Annotated in this window: 20 protein-coding genes; 2 read left to right on the forward strand and 18 right to left on the reverse strand. The window is 70.5% G+C overall.

Features of this window, described 5'->3' with window-relative positions:
• Positions 1–287: 287 nt before the first annotated feature.
• The 3 genes from PV963_RS17490 to PV963_RS17500 form a co-directional block, all read right to left on the reverse strand.
• The gene (locus tag PV963_RS17490; protein ID WP_274816669.1) at positions 288–1,586 is read right to left on the reverse strand and encodes an extracellular solute-binding protein; all 1,299 of its coding nucleotides are present in this window, start codon (positions 1,584–1,586) and stop codon (positions 288–290) included.
• Positions 1,587–1,797: 211 nt separating this feature from the next.
• On the reverse strand, positions 1,798–2,079 hold the full coding sequence (locus PV963_RS17495) for a DUF3039 domain-containing protein (protein WP_010039914.1): 282 nt from the start codon (positions 2,077–2,079) through the stop codon (positions 1,798–1,800).
• A gap of 29 nt (positions 2,080–2,108) precedes the next feature.
• Positions 2,109–2,681, reverse strand: a complete 573-nt coding sequence (locus PV963_RS17500; protein ID WP_274816670.1) for a YqgE/AlgH family protein — start codon at positions 2,679–2,681, stop codon at positions 2,109–2,111.
• A 252-nt stretch (positions 2,682–2,933) separates the two neighbouring features.
• Here PV963_RS17500 and murA point away from each other — a divergent pair, with 252 nt between their 5' ends.
• Entirely contained in the window at positions 2,934–4,274 is a 1,341-nt protein-coding gene (gene murA, locus PV963_RS17505; RefSeq protein ID WP_274816671.1) for a UDP-N-acetylglucosamine 1-carboxyvinyltransferase, read from the forward strand.
• Positions 4,275–4,376: 102 nt separating this feature from the next.
• Here murA and PV963_RS17510 read toward each other — a convergent pair whose 3' ends face one another.
• From PV963_RS17510 to PV963_RS17550, 9 genes are all read right to left on the reverse strand, one after another.
• Positions 4,377–4,658 (reverse strand): HU family DNA-binding protein, encoded by a 282-nt coding sequence (locus PV963_RS17510; protein WP_003990598.1) that lies wholly within the window; start codon positions 4,656–4,658, stop codon positions 4,377–4,379.
• A gap of 311 nt (positions 4,659–4,969) precedes the next feature.
• The gene (locus PV963_RS17515) at positions 4,970–6,400 is read right to left on the reverse strand and encodes an NAD-dependent malic enzyme (RefSeq protein ID WP_274816672.1); all 1,431 of its coding nucleotides are present in this window, start codon (positions 6,398–6,400) and stop codon (positions 4,970–4,972) included.
• 334 nt (positions 6,401–6,734) lie between these two features.
• Positions 6,735–9,020 (reverse strand): HelD family protein, encoded by a 2,286-nt coding sequence (locus tag PV963_RS17520; RefSeq protein ID WP_274816673.1) that lies wholly within the window; start codon positions 9,018–9,020, stop codon positions 6,735–6,737.
• 60 nt (positions 9,021–9,080) lie between these two features.
• Entirely contained in the window at positions 9,081–9,860 is a 780-nt protein-coding gene (locus PV963_RS17525) for an anti-sigma factor family protein (protein ID WP_274816674.1), read from the reverse strand.
• 47 nt (positions 9,861–9,907) lie between these two features.
• Positions 9,908–10,429: a sigma-70 family RNA polymerase sigma factor gene (locus tag PV963_RS17530; protein ID WP_010039908.1), complete on the reverse strand. Its 522-nt coding sequence runs from the start codon at positions 10,427–10,429 to the stop codon at positions 9,908–9,910.
• A 373-nt stretch (positions 10,430–10,802) separates the two neighbouring features.
• Entirely contained in the window at positions 10,803–11,396 is a 594-nt protein-coding gene (locus PV963_RS17535) for a CGNR zinc finger domain-containing protein (RefSeq protein ID WP_274816675.1), read from the reverse strand.
• Between the two features lie 240 nt (positions 11,397–11,636).
• The gene (locus PV963_RS17540) at positions 11,637–12,788 is read right to left on the reverse strand and encodes a uroporphyrinogen-III synthase (RefSeq protein WP_274816676.1); all 1,152 of its coding nucleotides are present in this window, start codon (positions 12,786–12,788) and stop codon (positions 11,637–11,639) included.
• Between the two features lie 194 nt (positions 12,789–12,982).
• Positions 12,983–14,368 (reverse strand): nitrate/nitrite transporter, encoded by a 1,386-nt coding sequence (locus tag PV963_RS17545; RefSeq protein WP_274816677.1) that lies wholly within the window; start codon positions 14,366–14,368, stop codon positions 12,983–12,985.
• 153 nt (positions 14,369–14,521) lie between these two features.
• Positions 14,522–15,556: a hypothetical protein gene (locus tag PV963_RS17550; protein WP_274816678.1), complete on the reverse strand. Its 1,035-nt coding sequence runs from the start codon at positions 15,554–15,556 to the stop codon at positions 14,522–14,524.
• Between the two features lie 134 nt (positions 15,557–15,690).
• On the opposite strand from PV963_RS17550, the gene PV963_RS17555 reads away from it, so the two are divergent.
• The gene (locus PV963_RS17555; protein WP_274816679.1) at positions 15,691–16,242 is read left to right on the forward strand and encodes a hypothetical protein; all 552 of its coding nucleotides are present in this window, start codon (positions 15,691–15,693) and stop codon (positions 16,240–16,242) included.
• Here PV963_RS17555 and PV963_RS17560 read toward each other — a convergent pair.
• The 6 genes from PV963_RS17560 to PV963_RS17585 form a co-directional block, all read right to left on the reverse strand.
• Positions 16,225–16,815 (reverse strand): hypothetical protein, encoded by a 591-nt coding sequence (locus tag PV963_RS17560; RefSeq protein ID WP_274816680.1) that lies wholly within the window; start codon positions 16,813–16,815, stop codon positions 16,225–16,227. The two genes, PV963_RS17555 and PV963_RS17560, sit on opposite strands and share 18 nt — an antisense overlap.
• A gap of 8 nt (positions 16,816–16,823) precedes the next feature.
• Positions 16,824–18,215, reverse strand: coding sequence for a hypothetical protein (locus PV963_RS17565; RefSeq protein ID WP_274816681.1), 1,392 nt, complete (start codon positions 18,213–18,215; stop codon positions 16,824–16,826).
• A complete protein-coding gene (locus PV963_RS17570) occupies positions 18,212–18,514 on the reverse strand; it encodes a hypothetical protein (RefSeq protein WP_274816682.1) in 303 nt (100 codons plus the stop codon). The genes PV963_RS17565 and PV963_RS17570 overlap by 4 nt, the downstream gene beginning before the upstream one ends.
• A complete protein-coding gene (locus PV963_RS17575) occupies positions 18,511–19,140 on the reverse strand; it encodes a hypothetical protein (protein WP_274816683.1) in 630 nt (209 codons plus the stop codon). The genes PV963_RS17570 and PV963_RS17575 overlap by 4 nt, the downstream gene beginning before the upstream one ends.
• Before the next feature lie 80 nt (positions 19,141–19,220).
• Complete coding sequence (locus PV963_RS17580) at positions 19,221–20,522, reverse strand: acyltransferase family protein (RefSeq protein WP_274816684.1); 1,302 nt, start codon at positions 20,520–20,522, stop codon at positions 19,221–19,223.
• A complete protein-coding gene (locus tag PV963_RS17585; RefSeq protein ID WP_274816685.1) occupies positions 20,519–22,717 on the reverse strand; it encodes a glycosyltransferase in 2,199 nt (732 codons plus the stop codon). The genes PV963_RS17580 and PV963_RS17585 overlap by 4 nt, the downstream gene beginning before the upstream one ends.
• Between the last annotated feature and the right edge of the window lie 78 nt (positions 22,718–22,795).

Below are 22,795 nucleotides of genomic sequence, written 5' to 3' on the forward strand. Positions count from 1 at the left end.
GGCCCCCACCGGGCCAACCTCAGCCCGATGGGCCACCTCCGCATCACTCCCGGACACGCCAGCCCCAGCCGAATCCCCCACGGCCCCCACCGGGCCAACCTCAGCCCGATGGGCCACCTCCGCATCACTCCCGGACACGCCAGCCCCAGCCGAACCACCCACGCCCCCCACCGGACCACCCGCCCCCGACCCACTCCCGGTCACGTCCTCCCCGGCCGGATCACTCCCCGCCAAGTCGGCCCCCGCCCGGTCGGCCCCCACCGATTCCCTCCGGTCGTTCACCGGCCTCACCCCGCGGAGCCGAACGCGGTGTTCATCTTCTTCGCGGCGGCCTCGGACGCGGCGGCCACGCTCTTCCTGCCGGCGATGATCTCCTGGAACATCGTCGGCAGGACGAGCGAGGAGTCGATCTGGGACCAGGCGGGCGAGGCGGGGACGAACTTGGTGCCGGCGGAGAGGGTCTGGACGAAGGGCTTCACGAACGGCTCCTCCTGCGCGACCTGCTGGCGGACGTCCGTGAAGGTCGGCAGGAAGCCCATCGCGTCGAAGAGTTCGGTCTGGGTCTTCTTGGAGGCGAGCTGCTCCATCAGCTGGACCGCGAGCGTGCGGTGGGACGTGCTCTTCAGGACGCCGATGTTGTTGCCGCCCGCGAAGGCCGGTGCGATCGAGCCGGATTTCACCCCCGGCAGCGGGACGACGGCGTATTTGCCCTTGACCTTCCCGGCCTCGACGGCGGTGTGGCTGAAGTCGCCGCCGATCGCCATCCCGGCCTTGCCCGCGGCGAAGGCGGAGATCGTGTCGTTGCCGCCCATGCCCGCGCACTTGGCGGCCGGACAGTTGTCGTCGCCGAAGAGGGACGTGTACGCCTTGATGCCCTTCTGCGCCTGGGGGCTGTCGATGCCGGAGGCGTACGAACCGCCCTTGCCGCTCGCGAGTTCGCCGCCGCCCGCCCAGACGAACGGCATCGCGCCGTAGGTGTAGGCGCCGCCGACCACGAGCCCGTAGAGGTCAGGCCGCGCGGCGCGTATCTTGCGGGCGGTGGAGGCCAGTTCGGCCATCGTCTTCGGGACGGACAGGCCGAGTTCCTCGAAGACGTCCGTGCGGTAGTACAGCGCGCGGACGCCGACGTAGAAGGGGGCGCCGTAGATCTTGCCGTCCACCGTCACCGACTGCTTCGCCGTCGGGTCGGTGTCCTTCGCCTCGTTCCAGTCGCCGAACTCCTCGGTGACGTCGAGGAGTCCGCCGTCCTTCACATAGCCGGCCGTGTCGGTGTTGCCGTACTCCATCACGTCGGGAGCGGAGGCGGGGTCGTTGAAGGCGGCCTTGACGCGCTGGGCGCGGGTGTCGATCGGGATGTACTCGACGTCGACCTCGGTGCCCTTGTTGGCCTTCTCGAAGGCGGCGACGACCGAGTCGACGACCTTCTCCTTGGGGGTGTTGCCGACCTCCTGGAAGAGCCACACGCGCAGCGTGCCGGTCTTCTCGTCCTTGTCGGAGGAGGAGTTCGTGGCGGTCTGGGGCGCGCAGGCGGTGGCCAGGAGGGCGGCGAGCGCGGTGAGGCCGGCAAATCGGACGGACAGCTTCATGGAGTGCTCCTCCGAGGGAGTGTTGCAACATGCGCAATGAAGGTTTCGCTGTGCACAACACTTCGGAGGCTAGGGACTGCATGAACACGCCCACAAGAGGTCTCAACCACTCTGTGACCGGCGGACGCATCCTGCGCAACGCCCGGACAGCACAAAAGCCCCCAGGGCGCGCAAAACGCACCCTGGGGGCTTTACGCCGCGCGGGCCGGGCCTACTTGTCGCCCTTGCCCTTGTCGTCGTCGCCGGAGCCCATGGACTCGTAGATCTCCTTGCACATGGGACACACCGGGTACTTCTTCGGGTCGCGGCCCGGCACCCAGACCTTGCCGCACAGCGCCACGACGGGGGTGCCGTCGAGGGCGCTCGCCATGATCTTGTCCTTCTGGACGTAGTGGGCGAAGCGCTCGTGGTCACCGTCACCGTGAGAGGTCTGCGGCGTCGGCTCTACGAGGGTCCCCGTACCAGTCCCGCGCTCGGGCTCGAGAGTGCTCATAGGCCCAAGGGTACTGAAGGTGACGGACATCAGTTGAGCGAAGGGTCGTCCGGGTACGTCGCCACCATCGCCAGCTCGTTGCGCTGGCGGCGCAGCACCTCGCGCCAGAGCCTCTCCGGGGACGGCGAGGAGACGTCGCCGGGCTCCGACTCGACGACGTACCACGCGCCGTCCACCAGCTCGTCCTCCAGCTGGCCCGGGCCCCAGCCGGCGTACCCGGCGAAGATCCGCAACGAGCCGAGGGCGGAGGCCAGCAGTTCCGGCGGGGCCTCCAGGTCGACCAGGCCGATCGCGCCGTGCACCCGGCGCCAGCCCAGCGGTGCGGCCTCCCCGGACTCGCCGCCGGGGACGACGGCGACCCCGAGGGCCGAGTCCAGCGACACCGGGCCGCCCTGGAACACCACGCCGGGTTCGCCGGCGAGATCCCCCCAGCCCTCCAGGATGTCGCCCACGTCCACCGGGGTGGGGCGATTGAGGACGACACCGAGAGAGCCCTCCTCGTCGTGGTCGAGGAGCAGCACGACCGCGCGGTCGAAGTTCGGGTCCGCCAGGGCGGGCGTGGCCACGAGCAGCCGCCCTGTGAGCGAGGACACCTCGGTCATGCCAGACATGATCCCGCATCTTCCCTCCCTGTGGGGAGGCAATGCGGGGACGGGAGGGAACGCAGCTCAGGGCGCACTGGTGCGTTTGTCGCGCACGGACGTGACCGTGACCCCACGTGCCCGGCACGGAACGGTTCGTGTTGTGACAGAGCTATGACGTGGCTGGGTCTGACTCGGGCTTACGGAAGGGGGGTGGAGGGCGATTACCCTTTCCCTCCTGGCCCCTGCCCGACTCCACGGAACGCGAGATTCATGACCGTCAACGACGATGTCCTGCTTGTCCACGGCGGAACCCCGCTGGAGGGCGAGATCCGTGTCCGCGGTGCGAAGAACCTCGTACCGAAGGCCATGGTGGCAGCGCTGCTGGGCAGCGCTCCGAGCCGGCTCCGCAATGTTCCGGACATCCGTGACGTACGGGTCGTGCGGGGTCTGTTGCAGCTGCACGGCGTGACGGTCCGTCCGGGGGACGCGCCCGGCGAACTGGTGATGGACCCGACGCGCGTGGAGAGCGCGAACGTCGCTGACATCGATGCCCATGCGGGTTCGAGCCGTATCCCGATCCTCTTCTGCGGCCCCCTTCTGCACCGCCTCGGCCACGCGTTCATCCCGGGCCTCGGCGGCTGCGACATCGGCGGCCGGCCCATCGACTTCCACTTCGACGTGCTGCGGCAGTTCGGCGCGCGGATCGAGAAGCGGGCGGACGGGCAGTACCTGGAGGCTCCGCAGCGGCTGCGGGGTACGAAGATCCGGCTGCCGTACCCGTCCGTGGGCGCGACCGAGCAGGTGCTGCTGACGGCGGTGCTCGCCGAGGGTGTCACCGAGCTCTCGAACGCGGCTGTCGAGCCGGAGATCGAGGACCTGATCTGCGTCCTTCAGAAGATGGGCGCCATCATCGCGATGGACACCGACCGGACCATCCGCGTCACCGGTGTCGACAAACTCGGCGGCTACACCCACCACGCCCTGTCCGACCGCCTGGAGGCCGCGTCCTGGGCGTCCGCCGCGCTGGCGACCGAGGGCAACATATACGTCCGTGGCGCCCAGCAGCGCTCGATGATGACGTTCCTGAACACCTTCCGGAAGGTGGGCGGGGCCTTCGAGATCGACGACGAGGGCATCCGCTTCTGGCACCCCGGCGGCCAGCTGAAGTCCATCGCGCTGGAGACGGACGTCCACCCCGGTTTCCAGACCGACTGGCAGCAGCCGCTGGTGGTGGCCCTGACCCAGGCCACGGGCCTGTCCATCATCCACGAGACGGTCTACGAGTCCCGCCTCGGCTTCACCTCCGCCCTGAACCAGATGGGCGCCCACATCCAGCTCTACCGCGAGTGCCTGGGCGGCTCGAACTGCCGCTTCGGCCAGCGCAACTTCCTCCACTCGGCCGTCGTCTCCGGCCCCACCAAGCTCCAGGGCGCCGATCTGGTCATCCCCGACCTCCGCGGCGGCTTCTCGTACCTCATCGCGGCCCTGGCGGCCCAGGGCACGTCCCGCGTCCACGGCATCGGCCTCATCAACCGGGGCTACGAGAACTTCATGGAGAAGCTCATGGAGCTGGGCGCGAAGGTCGAGCTGCCGGGCAAGGCGCTCGGATAGCACGCGCAATGATGCCCAAAGGGGCGGCCACCCGGTTCGGGTGGCCGCCCCTTTGGTGTCACTGTGCCTCGTACGTCGTCCCGAGACGTACGAAGAGCCAGGTCACTTACCCTTGGCCGCTTCCTTGAGCTTGGAGCCCGCGGAGACCTTCACGCTGTAGCCGGCCGGGATCTGGATGGGCTCGCCGGTCTGCGGGTTGCGGGCGGTGCGAGCGGCACGGTGGGTGCGCTCGAAGGTCAGGAAGCCGGGGATGGTGACCTTCTCGTCCCCCTTGGAGACGATGTCGCCGACCACGTCGGCGAACGCGGCCAGCACGGCGTCGGCGTCCTTGCGGGTCACCTCGGCGCGGTCGGCCAGCGCGGCCACCAGCTCACTGCGGTTCATGTTGTTACTCCCGTGTTCATCTTGCCGTTGAGGCGTCAGATCGAAGCCGATGCTGCCAGGGTCCTGTGTGAGTCCCCGGACCCGGGTCCGTCGTCAGACCCTCGCGCCCAGGGACGCATCCTGCCTCTACCTGCGGCGGGAAAGCCAATCCGGCACCCGCAGGAGTCGTGAGAACACCCTTGGGAGTCACACGAAAAGAGGGCCTGAGCCTGGCCGACACGATAGAGGGCGGCCCAAGGGGTGGGGTTCCCCGACGCGCCGTTGCCAGGCCAGTCGTGGCAATCCTCACAGCCGTCGGCAGGGCTGTCGCCCTACGGCTGCGAGGTCGCCGCCGTCGCGCCGGCCGCCTTCGCGGCGTCCCGCACCGCCCCGGCGACCGCGCCCGCGACCTTGTCGTTGAAGACACTCGGGATGATGTAGTTCGGGTTCAGCTCGTCCTCGGTCACCACGTCCGCCAGGGCGGTCGCGGCGGCCAGCATCATCTCGGTGTTGACCGTGCGGGACTGCGCGTCCAGCAGACCGCGGAAGACACCCGGGAAGACCAGCACGTTGTTGATCTGGTTCGGGAAGTCGGAACGGCCGGTGGCCACAACGGCCGCGGTCTGGCGGGCGATTGCCGGGTCGACCTCGGGGTCCGGGTTCGCGAGCGCGAACACGATGGCACCCTCGGCCATGGCGGCCACGTCGTCGCCGTCGAGGACGTTCGGGGCCGAGACGCCGATGAAGACGTCGGCGCCGCGCACGGCCTCCTTGAGCGTGCCGGCCAGGCCCTCGGGGTTGGTGTTGTCGGCGATCCAGCGCAGCGCCGAGTCCGGGGCGGCGTCCACCAGGTCCTCGCGGCCGGCGTGCACGACGCCGTGGATGTCGGCGACGACGGCGTTCTTGACGCCCGCGGCCAGCAGCAGTTTCAGGATGGCCGTACCGGCCGCGCCGGCGCCGGACATGACGACGCGGATGTTCTCGATCGCCTTGCCCGTGACACGCAGGGCGTTCGTGAGGGCGGCGAGGACGACGATCGCGGTGCCGTGCTGGTCGTCGTGGAAGACGGGGATGTCGAGGGCCTCACGCAGCCGGGCCTCGATCTCGAAGCAGCGGGGGGCGGAGATGTCCTCGAGGTTGATGCCGGCGAAGCCCGGGGCGATCGCCTTGACGATCTCGACGATCGCGTCGGTGTCCTGGGTGTCGAGGCAGATCGGCCAGGCGTCGATGCCGGCGAACCGCTTGAAGAGGGCCGCCTTGCCCTCCATGACGGGCAGCGCGGCCTTCGGGCCGATGTTGCCCAGGCCCAGCACGGCGGAGCCGTCCGTCACGACCGCAACGGAGTTGCGCTTGATGGTGAGGCGGCGGGCGTCCTCGGGGTTCTCGGCGATCGCCATGCAGACGCGGGCGACGCCCGGCGTGTAGACCATGGACAGGTCGTCACGGTTGCGGATGGGGTGCTTCGACGCCATCTCGATCTTGCCGCCGAGGTGCATGAGGAAGGTCCGGTCCGAGACCTTGCCCAGCGTGACGCCCTCGATGCCGCGCAGTTCCTCGACGATCTCGTCCGCGTGCGCGGTCGACGAGGCCGCGATGGTGACGTCGATACGGAGCTTCTCGTGACCGGAAGCGGTGACGTCGAGGCCGGTCACCGAGCCTCCGGAGGACTCCACGGCGGTGGTGAGCTGCGAGACGGCGGTTCCGCTCGCGGGCACCTCCAGCCGGACCGTCATCGAGTAGGAGACGCTGGGCGCCGTTGCCATGGCCGACTTCCTCTGCTTTCACCTGACGCTGAGTTGTGCCGTCCGATCGTCGCACCTACCGCTGAGTAGCAGGTAGCCACCCTCAATTGCGAACGTTTTGTTCGCGGAACAGGCCAGCAAAAAGAGACCCACGTCACTTAGGGACGTGGGTCTCTTCAGAAGTTAGGTGGCACCGGCCCGCCATGCTCGCCTCGCGGCAAGTGGTCGCTCGTAGCGACGATGGTTGGGCCCGGGGGCTTGGATCGAGCCGGTGCCACATCCAGGCTAACAAACAGATCCCGTAAGGCCATTCCCGTACCGGGAGTTCATTTCGCCGCCAACTGGGTAACGGGCCTCAGTCCCTGAGCAGGTCCGGGACTGAGGCCCCGTCGGGCTCGTCCCGATCGGCGGAGACGACGGTGAGCTGCTGGGTGGCCCGGGTCAGTGCGACGTAGAGCACACGCAGACCGGCCGGGGACTCGTCGGCGATCTCCGCCGGGGAGACCACGACCGTCGCGTCGTACTCCAGGCCCTTCGCCTCCAGGCTGCCGAGCGCCACGACCCGGTCGCCGAGCCCGGCGAGCCAGCGCCGGGCCTCCTCGCGGCGCTGCATGGCGACGACCACACCGACCGTGCCGTCGACGCGCTCCAGCAGCCGGGCGGCCTCGGCGCGGACGGTCTCGGCCAAGGTGTCGTCCACGACCGTGAAGCGGGGCTCGACGCCGGTGGAGCGGACCGCCTTCGGGGACTGGGATCCGGGCATGGCCAGGGCCAGCACCTTGGCGGCGAGCTCGGCGATCTCGGCCGGGTTGCGATAGTTCACGGTGAGCTCGAAGCGGCGGCGCGGACGGGTGCCGAGGGCCTCGTCGCGGGCCTGGGCGGCCTCGTCCGGGTCGGACCAGGAGGACTGGGCCGGGTCGCCGACGACCGTCCAGGTGGCGTGCCGGCCGCGGCGGCCGACCATGCGCCACTGCATGGGCGTGAGGTCCTGGGCCTCGTCGACGATGACGTGCGCGTACTCGGTGCGCTCCTGCGCGAGGCGCTCGGCCCGTTCGCGCTGCGACTCCTCACGCACCGGCATCAGCTCCTCCAGGCCGGTGAGCTGGTCGAGCGGGTCGAGTTCGCGCCTCTTCCGGGGGCGGGCCGGGGCGCCGAGGATGGCCTGGAGCTCGTCGAGCATCGCGATGTCGTGCACCGAGTGGCCGTCGCGCCTGAGGGAGCGGGCGACCTTGCGGATCTCGCCGGGGTTGAGGATCCGCCGGGCCCAGCGGCCGAGGCGCCGCTCGTCGGCCATGGCGACCAGGACGGCCGCCGGGGTCAGCTCGGGCCACCAGGCGTCGAGGAATTCGATGAAGGCGTCCTCGGAGGTGATGTCCTCGTCGAAGGAGGAGCGCAGCTCGGCGGCGAGCTCCGGGTCGGTGTGCCGGCCGGCCGCGCCGGACTGCTCCCACAGGGCGTCCAGCAGGAGCTTGCGGGCGCGGGGGCGCAGCAGGTTCACGGGGGCGGTGCCGCCGAGGGCGGTGCGGCGGATGCCCGCCAGCTGCTCGGCCTCCAGCTCCAGGCGGCGGCCGAAGGCGACCACCCGCAGCCGGGCCGGTGAATCGTTCAGCTCCAGGGCTCCGCGCGCGGCCTTGCGCAGCACCTTGAGCATGCGGGACGAGCCCTTGGCGCGGGCCACGGCCGGCGAGTCGTAGAGCGTGGCCTCGGCGCCGTCGACGAGGGAGCCGATGGCGCGGATGGCGACCTGGCCCTCCTCGCCGAGGGAGGGCAGCACGCCCTCGGTGTAGGCGACGAGCAGCGGGGTCGGCGAGACGATCAGGATGCCGCCCGCGTACCGGCGGCGGTCCTGGTAGAGGAGGTAGGCCGCGCGGTGCAGGGCGACGGCGGTCTTGCCGGTGCCGGGGCCGCCCTCGACGTACGTGACGGAGGCGGCGGGGGCGCGGATGACCAGGTCCTGCTCGGCCTGGATGGAGGCGACGATGTCGCGCATGGTGTGGCTGCGGGCCTGGCCGAGCGCGGCCATCAGGGCACCGTCGCCGATGACGGGCAGCTCGTGGCCGTCGAGGTAGGCCGTGAGCTCGGGGCGCATCAGGTCGTCCTCGACGCCGAGCACCTTGCGTCCCTTGGAGCGGATGACCCGGCGGCGGACGACCCGGCCGGGGTCCACGGGCGTCGACCGGTAGAAGGGGGCGGCGGCCGGGGCCCGCCAGTCGATGACCAGCGGGGCGTAGTCCTGGTCGAGGACACCGATGCGGCCGATGTGCAGCGTCTCGGCGATGTCGGCGGTGCTGTCCTCCCGCACCGCGCCCTCGGCGGGCTCCATGGCGGTGTAGGCGCCGTCGGGGCCCTTCTTGCCGTCCTTGCCGCGCAGCAGGTCGATGCGGCCGAAGAGGAAGTCCTCGAACTCGTTGTTCAGCCGGCTGAGGTGTATGCCGGCCCGGAAGACCTGGGCGTCCCGCTCGGCGAGCGCGCCGGGCGTGCCGACCTGGCCGCGCTGGGCGGCGTCGTTCATGAGGAACTCGGCCTCGTGGATCTTCTCCTCGAGACGCCGGTACACCCGGTCCAGGTGTTCCTGTTCGACGCCGATCTCTCTGTCTCTCAGGGAGTCGAGCGCGGTTTCCTGTTGAGCCTGAGCGGCCACCGGGCCCCCTTCTGACGTGCTGGGCAGCCGTCCACCGTACGCGAAGGGGACCCGGTAAGGCTACGCGTCGACCTCGACCAGCCGCTTGCCGTCGAAGGTGACTACCTCGAAGTGGTCGATCTCGTTCGGCTCGAAGGCGGCGCCGCCCTGGACGTACAGCGGCTCCTTGGCCTTCTCGGACTTGGCGTCCGGCAGGCCGTAGCCCCATTCCGGGACGGACCAGGAGGACAGGGTCTCCCGCTCGCCGTTCTTGCCGACCGCGACGAGGGCGCACTTGAGCGGGCCCTTGACGTTCTTCAGCTCCGTGACCACGCCCGTCCCCCAGTCCTTCTTCTGGAGGGCGACCGTCGCGGTGACCTTGGTGCTCGGGTCGGTGGCCGAGATCTTGTCGGAGATGCCGTCGAAGGCCTCCTTGGCGGGGCTCGCCGCGAGCGGGCGGTTCTCCGCGCCGCCGCCGTCACCGCCGCCGTTCGTCGCGACCGCGACGAAGGGGCCGCCGATGATCAGCGCGCCGGCCGCGGCCACCATGTAGAAACTGCGGCGGCGCTTCTGGGCGCGGCGGTCGGCGACCTCGTCGACCAGCTTCTCCACCAGGCGCGGCCGGGGCTTCGCGGACAGCGACTCGCCGATCGCGGGCGTGCCGGAGCCGGGCAGGTCGGCGAGGGCGGCGAGCATGGGCTCCATGCCGGCCAGCTCGTCGAGCTGCTGGGCGCACCATTCACAGGTCGCCAGGTGGGCTTCGAAAGCGGTTGCTTCGGCGTCGTCGAGGATGCCGAGAGCGTAGGCGCCGACGGTCTCGTGCTCGTTCGGCACCGGAGATCCCTGCATGGGTCCAGACATACCCATGCCTCCCGTACCGAATCCCTGGTTTCCCCCGTAAACACTCATCACGCCGTCACCCCCCGCTCCTCCAGTGCGAGCTTCATCGAACGCAGGGCGTAGAAGACCCTGGAGCGGACGGTTCCGCTGGGTATGCCCAGGGTTTCGGCCGCCTCATTGACGGTACGCCCCTTGAAGTACGTCTCGACGAGCACCTCCCGGTGGGCGGGGGTCAGGTCGTCGAGTGCGTCCGACAGAGTCATCAGCCACAGCGCCTTGTCGATCTCGTCCTCCGCGGGGATGACCTCCAGCGGCGACGGGTCGACCTCCTGCGGCCGGGCCTGCCGGCTGCGGTGGCCGTCGATGACGATGCGCCGGGCGACCGTCACCAGCCAGGGGCGTACCGATCCGGTCGCTCGATTGAGCTGTCCGGCGTTCTTCCAGGCACGGATGAGCGTCTCCTGCACGACGTCCTCGGCGCGCTGCCGGTCTCCGGCGACCAGGCGCAGGACATACGCAAGCAGGGGTCCGGCGTGTTCGCGATAGAGCGCACGCATCAGCTCCTCGTCGGGTTCCGAGGGCTGGGACATGCGATGTCGGGCCCTCGGTGCACGTTCATTGGCCACGACGGAATCCTTGCGCACGCCCACCTCCGGTGTCCGGGGGTTCCCCCAGTCGGTCGCTCCACATGCCGTACGGACGCGAGCGGTTGGGCGTTCAAAGAGGCGTGACAGATTTCTTCGAAGTGACGTGACGAGCGGGACATGGGAGCACATTCCCACCCCGCGTTCTTTACATTTCCGCCACATCGGCAAGATCAAGCCAGGCCTTCCCTACGGGGGCGTAGGTAAACGGCGTGTAATCGAAATCACTTCGACAGTGCATTCACAGAAGTCGCATTTAGGACAGGGGAATTGAATGCAGCGACCACTCAACACCCTTGCCGCGAAGGGCAAAAGGGACTTAAGCGCGAGTGAGTGCCGCGCGGCGGCGATGCCGGGCGACCCGTTCGCGGTTCCCGCAGACCTCGCTGGAGCACCAGCGCCTTCTGCGTCCCCGGGAGGTGTCGAGGTACACGATCGGGCAGTTGTCGCCCTCGCACTGACGCAGGGCCGCGCGGGCGACGGGGTCGGTCATCAGGTCCACGGCGTCCCGGGCGACGGCCGCGAGCAGGGCGGGGCAGCCGGGCGGGCCGTCCAACTGCCGTACGAGTTCGCCGTCCGCGCCGCGGACGGCGCGCGGGGCGGGGGGCGCGGTACGGGCGAGGTCGTTGACGCGCGCGAGCGCGAAGTCGTAACCCCGGGCTCCGGATCCCGGCCAGCCGCGCACCAACCGGTCGACCTGGCCGCGCAGTTCGCGGAAGGCGGCCGGCCAGGTGGCGTCGGCGTGGGCCAGGGCGGTGTCCGCCGGGACGAGCCCGGAGCCGGTGATCCAGGCGCGCAGCACGTCCACGGAGTCCAGCCGTTCCTCCGGATGCGTGGTGGAGAGCAGATCGAGGCAGATCCGCCCGGCATCGAAGCGCAGCTCGTACGGGGCCGTGGCCGTACCCAGTGCCATGTGCCTGTCACCGCCTAGGGGTGCACCCCGGTCGCGAGGGGTTCGGTGGGGTGCCAGTGAGAGGGCCGGGAAACCGTTCCCTCTTACAGTGCCTGCCCACTGCGACGCCGGAAACCCCCCGCACCGGCCGGTCGCGAGGGGCGGCCTTCGACCGGGCACGGGTTCCGGCCAAGGCGTGCACGCCTTGCCGAGCGGCGGCGGTGTCAGCGTGGCGGTATCTCGCTCAACTCGCGGATGCGGTCACGCGTCCGCGTACTTCGTGTCCGCCGCCGGGTCCAGGGCGAGGCGGTAACCCCGCTTGACCACCGTCTGGATCAGTTTCGGGGTGCCGAGGGCCGTGCGGAGGCGGGCCATGGCTGTTTCGACGGCGTGTTCGTCGCGGCCGGAGCCGGGGAGGGCGCGGAGGAGTTCCGCACGGGCGACCACCCAGCCGGGGCGGCGGGAGAGGGCGCGCAGGAGGGACATGCCGGCGGGCGGCACGGGCTTGAGGTCGCCGTCGACCAGGACGGCGTGGCCGCGGATCTCCACCCGGTGCCCGGCGATCGGCAGCGCGCGTGCCCGGCCGGGCAGTTCCTTGCAGAGGAGCTGGACGAGTGGGCCGAGCCGGAAGCGTTCGGGCTGGATCGTGTCGATGCCGCGGGACTGCAGCGGCAGGGCGGTGACCGGGCCCACGCAGGCCGACAGCACGTCGTGGCTCAGGGCCTCCAGTACCTCGGGGAGCATCCCGCGCTCCTCCGCCCGGGAGAGCAGGGAGGCCGCGGCCGGGGCGCTGGTGAAGGTCAGCGCGTCCACACCCCGGGAGATCGTCGCGTCCAGGAGGCGGTCCACCGGGGCGATGTCCTCCGGCGGCATCCACCGGTAGACGGGCACGCCCACGACCTCGGCCCCGCCCTCCCGCAGCGCCTCCACGAACCCGGGCAGCGGCTCACCGTGCAGCTGGATCGCGATCCGCTGCCCGTCGACGCCCTCCTCCAACAGCCGGTCGAGCACCTCCGCCATGGACTCCGACGACGGCGACCACTCCTCCGTCAGCCCGGCGGCCCGGACCGCGCCCTTCACCTTGGGGCCGCGCGCGAGGATCCGTGCACCGGCGAGCCGCGACAGCAGATCGTCGCCGAGCCCCCAGCCGTCGGCGGCCTCGACCCAGCCCCGGAAACCGATCGCGGTCGTGGCGACCACGATGTCCGGCACCTGGCGGATGAGCTCCTTCGTCGCGCCCAGCAGCTCGCTGTCGTCGGCGAGCTGCACGATCCGCAGGGCGGGGGCGTGCAGGACGGCGGCACCGCGCCGCTGCAGCAGCGTCCCCAGTTCGTCGGCCCGGCGCGCGGCCGTGACGCCCACGGTGAAACCCGCCAGGGGCCCGTGGTCCGGTCGCTGTTCTTCCTCGTACATGGCTCTCGTCCCGCACTCGAGTCGTCGTACTTCATGGGTACGGCGTACCTACATGCCGATCGAGCCTGTCAACGGCTCGTGACAGGCCCGGATCGGCTTGATGTCGCTCGTGTTACCGATGCCGTTTTCCGCCGGATCGACGGCTTCGGGCTTCGGCCGGGGATCCGGGGGTGGTCCCCCGGATCAGCACAGCGTCATACCTTGGCGTAGCTGAGCTGCGGCTCCGCCTCCGAGGTCGCCGTCGTGGCGGGTACCCGGGGAGTCGTACGGCGAAGGTATACGGCCCAGGTGACCGCGAAGCAGACCGCGTAGAAGGCGAGGAAGGCGACGAAGGCGCCGGTGCCGGAGCCGTAAGAGAGGAAGGACTGGCGGAAGGCGAGGTTGATGCCGACACCGCCGAGGGCGCCCACCGCGCCGATGAGTCCCATGGAGGCGCCGGAGAGGCGACGCCCGTAGGCAGCGGCCGCTTCACCCTTCAGCCCCTTGGCGAGGGCCTTGTTCTGGAAGATGCCCGGGATCATCTTGAACGTCGAGCCGTTGCCGAGCCCGCTGAGGACGAACAGCACCACGAACGCCACGGTGAACAGCGCCAGCGACTTCTCCATCGAGGCGCCGATCAGGATCGCCGTCGCGACGCCCATGCCGACGTAGTTCCACAGGCTGATCTTCGCGCCGCCGTACTTGTCGGCCAGCCAGCCGCCCAGGGGCCGGATCAGCGAGCCGAGGAGCGGACCGATGAAGGTGACGTACGCCGCCTCCAGCGGGGTGCGTCCGAACTGGTTCTGCAGGACCTGGCCGAAGGCGAAGCTGTAGCCGATGAAGGAGCCGAAGGTTCCGATGTAGAGGAAGGACATGATCCACGTGTGGGGGTCCCGCGCGGAGTCCTTGGCGGCACCGGTGTCGTTCTTCACGTTCTCGATGTTGTCCATGAAGAGCGCGGCCATGACGGCGGCTACGAGGATCAGCGGGATGTAGATCCCGAGCAGCACCCGCGGCCCGCCGCCGGCGCCGATGATCCCGAGGGCGGCCAGCTGGATCACCGGTACGCCGATGTTGCCGCCGCCCGCGTTCAGGCCGAGGGCCCAGCCCTTCTTCCGCAGCGGGAAGAAGGCGTTGATGTTGGTCATGGAGGAGGCGAAGTTGCCACCGCCGATGCCCGCCAGCAGCCCGACGAGGAGGAAGGTGGAGAAGGAGGTGCCCGGCTCCATCACGGTGAACGCGGCGACGGTCGGGACGAGGAGGAGGCCGGCGGAGATGATCGTCCAGTTCCGGCCGCCGAAGATCGCGACGGCGAAGGTGTAGGGGACGCGGACGACGGCGCCGACGAGCGTGACCACCGAGGTCAGCATGAACTTGTCGGCCGGGGTCAGCCCGTACTCCGGGCCCATGAACAGGACCAGGACGGACCACAGGGTCCAGATCGAGAAACCGATGTGCTCGGAGAGCACGGAGAAGAAGAGGTTGCGGCGCGCGACCTTCTCCCCGGTTTCCTTCCAGAAAGTCTCGTTTTCCGGATCCCAGTGCTGGATCCAGCGTCCGCCCCTGCTCGGGGGTGCGGGTGCCGTGCCAGGGCCTGTCATGACGCCTCCACTTGCTCCGGGACTCGGTCGTTCTTCGAGTGGCTGAACCCGAAGGTAGGGAGGACGCGTTTCGTGGCTGTGCCAGCGGGTGACCGCGAGGGAACTTTGCTCTCACCCCGGCCGTGGGCGGGATGAGAGGTTCGGTGGCTTGTGTCAGCGTTGCGGGGGCTGCCAGTGGGGATTCTGCTGAGGATACGGCTGACTGTAGGGGCCGGGGGGCTGAGCACCGTACGGGCCCGGCGCGGGCTGACCAGGGTACGACCCCGGCGCGGGCTGCCCAGGGTACGCGCCCGGCGCGGGCTGGCCAGGGTACGCGCCCGGCGCGGGCTGGCCTCCGTACGGACCAGGCGCGGGCTGGGCGGGGTAGGGGCCGGGGGCGGGCTGGGCTGCGTAGGGGCCCGGCGCCGGCTGGGCATACGGCCCCGGCGCCTGCTGTCCGTAACCCGCGGGGGCGCCCCCGGCCGGAGTGGGCATCCCGCCGGGCCGGCCCGGCATCCCGGGCGGCTGACCCGGCGCACCCGCGTGTCCCGGAGCCCCGGCCCCCGGCCCGCCGCCGTACGGCCCGCCTCCGAAGGGATTGCCGTGCCCCGGCATCTGCTGCCCCGGCGGCAGATACCGCACCCGCCCGTTCTCATCGGTCATCGGCATGAAGCCGGCCGCCTGCAACCGCGCGGCGAACTTCGTGTTGCGCTTACGCGTGACCAGCAGCCCGATGCCGAGGATCGCCATGAACAGCAGCCACACCACACCCGACGCGATGAAGTCGAAGGACTCACCGCCGGTGCGGAAGGCGAGGACCACGCAGCCGGCGGTGATGCCGAGGGCCACGTAGCCCATGCGCTTCTCGGCGTTCTTGCCGGTGAGGTCGAAGTTGATGCGGGCCTTGAGGAGCTCGAAGGCGTCCGGCACGAGCGGCGGCAGGGAGACACCGTCGCCGGCGCTGGGGTACTGCGCCCAGTTCTGCGCGGCCCTGGCCCGGGCCTGCGGGCTGGGATCGGGCAGGATCAGCATGGTGAGCGCGCCGTTGCGGCCGGTGCTCTGCCGGACGTCCGCGTACTCGTAGCCGAACTGCTGGGCGACGAAGGCCAGCCGGGCGAGTTTCTTCACGGACGCCATCGGGCTGGTGAGCTCGACCGGTTCTCCGCTCGCCATCAGCCGCAGCATCTTCTGTGTCTGCCGCTTACTCATCCCACCGCTCCCCGGTCACTCACTGGGCACAGTTGTTCACATGCGCAACTCAGGCAGTTTTCCACACCGGGAAAGCCCGGGGGAACGGGGTCCCGTTATCCTCTAGCGGACCCCACACGGGAAGGGGAGAGTCCATGTCCGCTGAGTCGGGGGCCGAGCGGCCCGAGGCGCAGCGCCCGCAGCGCTCCTTTGCCGGAAACGTCGCCTTCGGAGCCGGCATGCTCCTCGTCCTGGCGACGGCGACGCTCGGCGCGTTCGCGGCCGTGTTCCTGCTGGGCAGGGCGGTCGACGCGGCCCCGCTGTCGGGCATCGTGCCCGAGGACGGGAACAACGCCCTGGTGGTGGGAGGCATCGCGGTCGGCGGGCTGACCGGGCTGATGCTGCCGGTGATCCTCTTCGGCATGCTGCGGGGGACCGAGGAGAACGGCGGCACGCCCCGGGTCGGTCCGGTAGCCGCGGCGCGCAAGGTGCTTGCGGTGCTGGTGTTCGACGTCTGGCTGCTGGTCGTGGCGTTGCTCGTCGCCCAGCTGGGGTGGTTCCTCCCGGCTCAGGTCACCACCGTCGTCGCCGTCTTCGCCGTCGGGTTCGGCTGGATGCCGCTCGCGATGGTCCCCTGGGAGCGGTTCGGTCTCGGTGACGTGTTCGGCAAGCGCCGGGGTTCCGCCGCGTCACGCCAGGCGGAGTGAGTCCGCCAGTTCGTCGGCGACCTTGATCAGTTCCGCGCCGAGTCCCAGGGCCGTCCACAGCAGCCGGCATTCCAGGGCAGTGGGGTGCCGGCGCGGCAGGACGTAGTGGGCCACTCCCTCCACGACCGTTCCGCTGTCCGCGTCCGGGTCCGTCGGTTCCTGGCGGTGCACGCGCAGGGCCGGTCCCAGGGGCAGGTCGACCTCGGTGAGGATCTGGCCCCCGCCGAAGTAGGGGCCGTCCGCGCGCTCCGCCTCGGCCCGGAAGGCGGCCACCGTGAGGGATTCCGGCGCGATGTTCAGCTCCCGCACCGTGTAACTCGCCACGACGGGCCCGTCCTGGGGGGCCAGGACCGCCGCGCACAGGGCGCCCTGCCGGACCGCCGCTCCCCAGTACCAGAGCAGGTCCGTCGCGAACGCCTCCCGCCACTGTTCGGGTACGTCGCCGCCGAGGTGCTGTTCGGCGAGGGCGCGCGCCCAGGCCTCGGGGTCCTCGTCGCGCAGGTCGAGGACCAGCCAGTTGTGGTGGGCGGGCAGCGCGACCCGGCACTCCCGCCAGTCCGCCGGGTTCGTCATGGCCGGGCTCACACTCCGGCCAGCGAGGCGTCGGAGCCGGTGACGTCGATCTCCGGCTCGCCACCGAACAGGCCGACGAAGCTGTTGGTGTCGGAGGCCGCGCCCGTCCCGGTGCCGCCCAGGCCCACCGCGTTGTACGCCATGGCCTGCTTGAACGCGTCGGGCGTGCCGATGAAGCGCAGGTCGGCCGGGTCGATGTTCTTGATGCGCGCGAGTTCGTCGACCATGCCCGGACCCGCGTACATGCTGGCCAGACCGCGCGGACCGGCGGCGTTGTAGGCGTCGCGGGCCGCCGAGAGGTTGTCGCCGACCTTGAACAGGTCCCGCCAGTTGCCGCGGATGGTGGCCAGGTCGTCCGCGAAGGAGCTCGGCAGTCCGCGGAAGGCCGCCCTCAGGCCCACGTCGGGCAGGGCCGCCCCGGGGCGCGCTCCGGCCCGTGCACCGACCATGGACTCGACGAGTGCGCGGCGCGCGGCCGAGTTCATGCCCGGGTTCCAGCCGCGCACATACTGCGTGGCCGCCGTCCAGACGCGGCTGCGGCCGACGGTGGCGGCGGCCTTGGCGCCCGCGGAGAAGACGCGTCCGATGCCGAACGTGGCGAGGCCCAGCACGTCGATCGCCACATCGCCCCAGGAGCCGTCACCGTTGATGGCGAGCAGCACATGGCAGACCAGTGAGATCGCCGTCATGACCAGGGCGATGGTGCCGAGCACACCGGCCAGGGCCTGTCCGATGACGGGGATCCAGCCGACGAGCAGGGACAGCACCCCGCAGACGGCGGCGATGGCTCCCGTGATGTCGCTGACCATCTTCAGGGTGTCGCGCAGGTCGTCCAGCCAGCCGTCGTTGAGGCCGTCGCCCTCGGTGGTGTCGTGGATGCGCTGGGCCGCTTTGTCGCCGGCCTCCTTGTGACGGGTCTTCAGCTTGTCGAGCTGGCCGCGCAGCCCGTCCAGCCCCTCCTGGAGGTCGGTGACCGCCTTGTCGAGCTTGTCCTGCCCGGCGTCGTCGGTGCCCTTGGGCGGGTTCTCGGCCTTGGACTTCGCGGTGGACAGGCTGTTGTGCTTCGTCTCCGCCTGAGTGAGGAGTTTGTCCGCCTCCTCCTGGATCGTCTCCAGGTCGGTGGAGTAGTCCTTGAGGGCGACTCCGGCGTCGGCGTAGCGGTCGTAGGCCTTGCTCACCGTCTTGGCTGTGTCGCTCGCCTTCTCGGCGAAGGCGCGGCCGGCCTCGGAGTCCCAGCTCTCCAGGTTGCCGATCCGGCGCAGCGCGTCGGCGGTCTTGGTGATGGTCTCGGCGGTGGCCGTGAAGCGGCGGGCGAGGGCCTTCATGTCGGTGACGTCGCCGGGCACGGGGTCGCCGCTCTCCCCCAGCACCTCCCACCGGTGGTCGGCGGGGCGGGTCACTTCTTCTTCCCCTTGCCCGTGAGCGCGTCGTACAGCGCGGTGTCGAGCGCGGTGTAGGCCTTCCCGGCCTCCTGGGCCATCTTCCCGAGCCCCTGGATCTCCTCGATCATCTTCTTGCGGTTGTCGTCCCAGCCGTCGGAGAACTCCTGGAGCCGGTCGTGCAGCGTCTGGTGGCCGACCGTGCGCCGGTCGTAGGCGTCCATGAGCTTGTCGAGTCCTTCCAGCTCGGTCGCCACCGTCCGCAGGCCGGTTCCGGCCGTGTCGAGGTCCTGCGTCGAGACCCTGAGCTTCCCGCTCACTGCTGTTCCTCCCCCGTCCGTTCCTCGTCGCGGTGCTGCCAGCGCAAGGTTCCGGCCACCGCGTCGAACAACTCCACCATGGCGTCCGCGATCGGCTCCAGCGGTGTGCTGAACGTCAGCATCAGCACCTCGTCGCGGTCCGGGACCGGTACGAAGTACTCGACGACGGTGTCCGCGAACTCCGAGCCCAGCTTCCGCGACTGCTTCGTCCGCTCCTGCCGCCGGAGCCGGGCCACGCGCCCCACGGCGGGCAGCTTCTCCAGCGTGACCTCGCCGGAGCCGGCCAGGGCGGCGACGGCGTCGAGGCCGTCGAACCTCTCGTACAGGCGGGAGACCAGCAGGGACGCCGACAGCGGGATGCCGCCCGCCTCCAGGAACGACAGGTACAGCACCACGCCGCCCTGCCCGAGGGCGGCCTCGGCGGTGCCGAGCAGCTGCTCCTCGGCCTTGCGGCGCAGGACCGGCTGGTCGTCGACGCCCGCGAACTGCCGCTTGACCAGGGCGCTCACGGACGCCTCGCGGCGGTCGGCGGGCAGGAGCGGAATGCGGTACCAGTCCTCGGGCGTGATCAGCCCGAACACCGGCGCGCGCGGTCCGGCCGGCTCTGCTGTCGGTGCTTCTGTCACTGTCGTTCTCTCACCTGCGACCGAAAAGGGGCCCTGGACAAGGGCCGCTCATCGTCCGCCCCCGCCGATGACGGCCCAGCTTAGCTGCCGGTTACCGCCCGCCTCCGGGTCCCTCGAACCCTCACCCGAGGCGCACTATTCGGCCACAACCGGGGTTTCCGCTTCGCCGCGACGTCCTCGACCCAGCCGAACGCGAGGGTCGCCGCGCCGATCAGGGGCCAGACCAGGACGAACATCCAGATCGTGTACGTGGTGTCCAGGGCGGACACCGCGCTGTCGCTCTGGAAGAAGGGCAGTTCGTAGAGGAGGTCGAGGATCGGGACCGTGGCCATGATGAGGAGGTTGTGCCAGAGGTAGATCGTGACGGCGCGGTTGTTGGAGAGGGTCACGAGCTTGTCCCACCTGGCGAGGCGGCCCGGGAGTTCGCGCCAGGACGGGGAGTACTGGAGCAGGATCACCACGAAGCCGAAGGACCAGGCCGCCTGGGCCAGGGGGATGTCGTTCAGGTCCCAGCCGTCGGGGCCCAGGTGGCCGGAGGCCCACCACAGGCCGAAGGCCATCAGCAGGGACGCGCAGGAGATCGACAGGTAGCGGGGGATCTGCTTGAGCAGGCCCTCGTGGTGGGCGAAGCCCAGGACCCAGCAGCCGCCGTAGACCGCGAAGTCCGTCACGGCGTTGCCCGTCTCGCCGGGGATCTTCACCAGGCCCGTACCGACGACCGCCGTGAGGCCCAGGGGTGCCAGCAGCGTCGGCCACGGCGCCCGGCGGAACGCCCACAGCAGCAGCGGGGAGGCGATGACGAACCAGAGGTAGGCCCGCAGGTACCACAGCGGACCGGCCGCCTGCACCGCCCAGGTGTCCTCCAGCAGGCCGGACTTGGAGCCGAGATGCCAGGGGAAGGGCGGGGCGCCGACGGGGAAGACGTAGTTGAACAGGTCGACCAGGCCCCAGGTGCCGCCGTGGTCCGGGTCCTTCAGCGGGTTCCAGCCGGCCACGAACATCATCGCCAGCACCACCACGCTGAACGCCCAGAGCGGGGGCAGGAGCCGGCGGATCCGGCCCCGGACCACCCCGAGCGCGGGGCGGTTCAGCGAACGCGCCATCAGGGAGCCCGCCAGCGCGAACATCACGCCCATCGACGGGAACAGCACCGTCAGCCACGCCCAGCCGAACAGGTGGTACACGACGACACGGACCAGGGCGATCGAGCGCAGCAGGTCCAGGTAGCGGTCACGGCCGCCATCCTGGCGCGGCGCCGTGTCGGGGGCGGCTTCGCCCATGGCCGCGGGGTCCGTCGTGCGCTGCTGCGGGATGCCGTACGACGGCGGCCCCGGTATGCCGGACGCCGCCGACGATGTGGGGATCGGGTTTCCGTGGGTCATGCCACCGGCCTCCGCTCGCCGCTGCTCTCGGACCGCTGGCGCGGCACGGGGCCGCCGCCGGGCGCGTCGACCACACCGGTGCGCCGCAGCTTCTGCCAGCGCAGCCGGCCGCCGGTGAGGGCGGTGATCCAGGACTGGAGCAGGACCACGTACATGAGCTGTCGGTAGAGGATCTGCTGAAGGGGCAGCGAGATGAGGTGCGTCATGCGCTCACGGTCGAGTCGGAAGGCGTAGGCCGCGCAGACCGCCTGGATCGCCAGGACGCCGAGCCACGCGATGATCGTCTTCTGGGTCGGGCCGAACACGAGGCCGTAGACGAGGAACACGTCGATCAGCGGGGCCAGCAGGGGCGCCACGACCATGAAGAGGGACACCAGGGGCAGGCCCACGCGGCCGAAGCGGCCCGAGGCGCCCTTGTCCACCAGGGCCCGGCGGTGTTTCCAGATGGCCTGCATGGTGCCGTACGACCAGCGGTAGCGCTGGGACCACAGCTGCTGGACCGTCTCGGGCGCCTCGGTCCAGGCACGGGCGTTCTCCGCGTAGACGACGCGCCAGCCGTCGCGGTGCAGGGCCATGGTGATGTCGGTGTCCTCGGCGAGCGTGTCGTCGCTCATGCCGCCGACCCGTTCCAGGGCGCTGCGGCGGAAGGCTCCGACCGCGCCGGGGATCGTCGGCATGCAGTTCAGGACGTCGTACATCCGGCGGTCGAGGTTGAAGCCCATCACGTACTCGATGTGCTGCCAGGCGCCGATGAGGGTGTCCTTGTTGCCGACCTTGGCGTTGCCCGCGACCGCGCCCACCCGCGGGTCGCCGAAGGGCTGCACCAGTTCGCGCACGGTGGACGGTTCGAAGACCGTGTCGCCGTCCATCATCACGATCAGGTCATGACGGGCGTTGGCCACACCGCGGTTGAGCGCGGCCGGCTTGCCCGCGTTGAGCTGGCGGACCACCCGGACGTCGGGCAGACCCATGGCCTCGACGATCCGTGCCGTGCCGTCGGAGGAGCCGTCGTCGATGACGAGGACCTCGATGGGGTGGTCACTGGCGGCGAGGGAACGGACCGTGCTCTCGATGCACTTGGCCTCGTTGTACGCCGGGACCAGGACCGACACCGGTTCGGTGATCGGCGGCCCCCAGCTGAAGCCGCGGCGCCGCACCCGGCGTGCGTGCAGCCCGGAGAGCACCAGCATCAGGACGAAGCGGCCGATGACGAGGGTGCCGACGATCGCGAGGCCGACGACCAGCCCGTCGGTGAGGTGCTCCGAGGCCTGCACCAGGAAGATCCACGCCTTGCCCTTCCACTGCTCCAGGCCGGTGACCCGGGAGTGCGCGCTCGGGGCGTCTAGGGCCTCGGTGAGGTTGGCGAACTCGTATCCCTGCTCGCGCAGGTCGGGCAGCATGCGGTCCAGTGCCTCGACCGTCTGGTGACGGTCGCCGCCGGAGTCGTGCATCAGGACGATGGCGCCCTTGCCGCCCTTGGGCGAGGCCTTGCGGATGATCTCCTCGACGCCGGGCTTGCGCCAGTCCTCGCTGTCGGTGTTGTTGACGACGGTGATGTAGCCGCGGCGGCCGATGTACTCGGTCACCGGCCAGGACATGTTGTCCATGGCACCGGCGAAGGAGGAGTACGGCGGCCGGAAGAGGGAGGTGCGGATGCCCGCCGCGCCCGAGATCGCAAGCTGGTTCTGGGACAGCTCCCAGTCGATGCGCTTCTTGGACTGGTAGGACAGGTCGGGGTGGTTGAAGGTGTGCAGACCGACCTCGTGGCCTTCCGCGACCATGCGCCGGACCAGGTCCGGGTAGCGCGAGGCCATGGTGCCGGTGACGAAGAAGACCGCGTGCGCGTCGTGCTTCTTCAGGACGTCGAGGACCTTCGGCGTCCAGACCGGGTCCGGGCCGTCGTCGAAGGTGAGGACCAGGCGGCGGTCGGGCAGGCGCAGGCTCTCCGTGCGGCCGCTGCGGGTGTCGATGACGGGCCCGCCTCGCATGATCTTCTCCGGCACCTGGTCGGTGGCGGCGGGCGGCCGGACCCGGTGGTCGGCGAGGATCTCGCTGTGCACGTAGCCGCGCAGCATGAGCATCGCCATCAGCGCGACGAGGACGAGCAGGGGCAGCAGCAGGCGCAGGGGCAGGCGACGCCTGGATCCGCCTCGGGCTCGGGGCGCGGGCCCGGAACGGCGGGTACGGGATGCCATGGGTGGTGGTACTCCGGGGTGGTGCGGGGGTGAAGTGCTGCGGGGACGGGGGGTGCGGGGACGGCGCCGGCATGCTCC

It is taken from the genome of Streptomyces coeruleorubidus (assembly GCF_028885415.1).
GTDB classification, from domain to species: domain Bacteria; phylum Actinomycetota; class Actinomycetes; order Streptomycetales; family Streptomycetaceae; genus Streptomyces; species Streptomyces coeruleorubidus_A.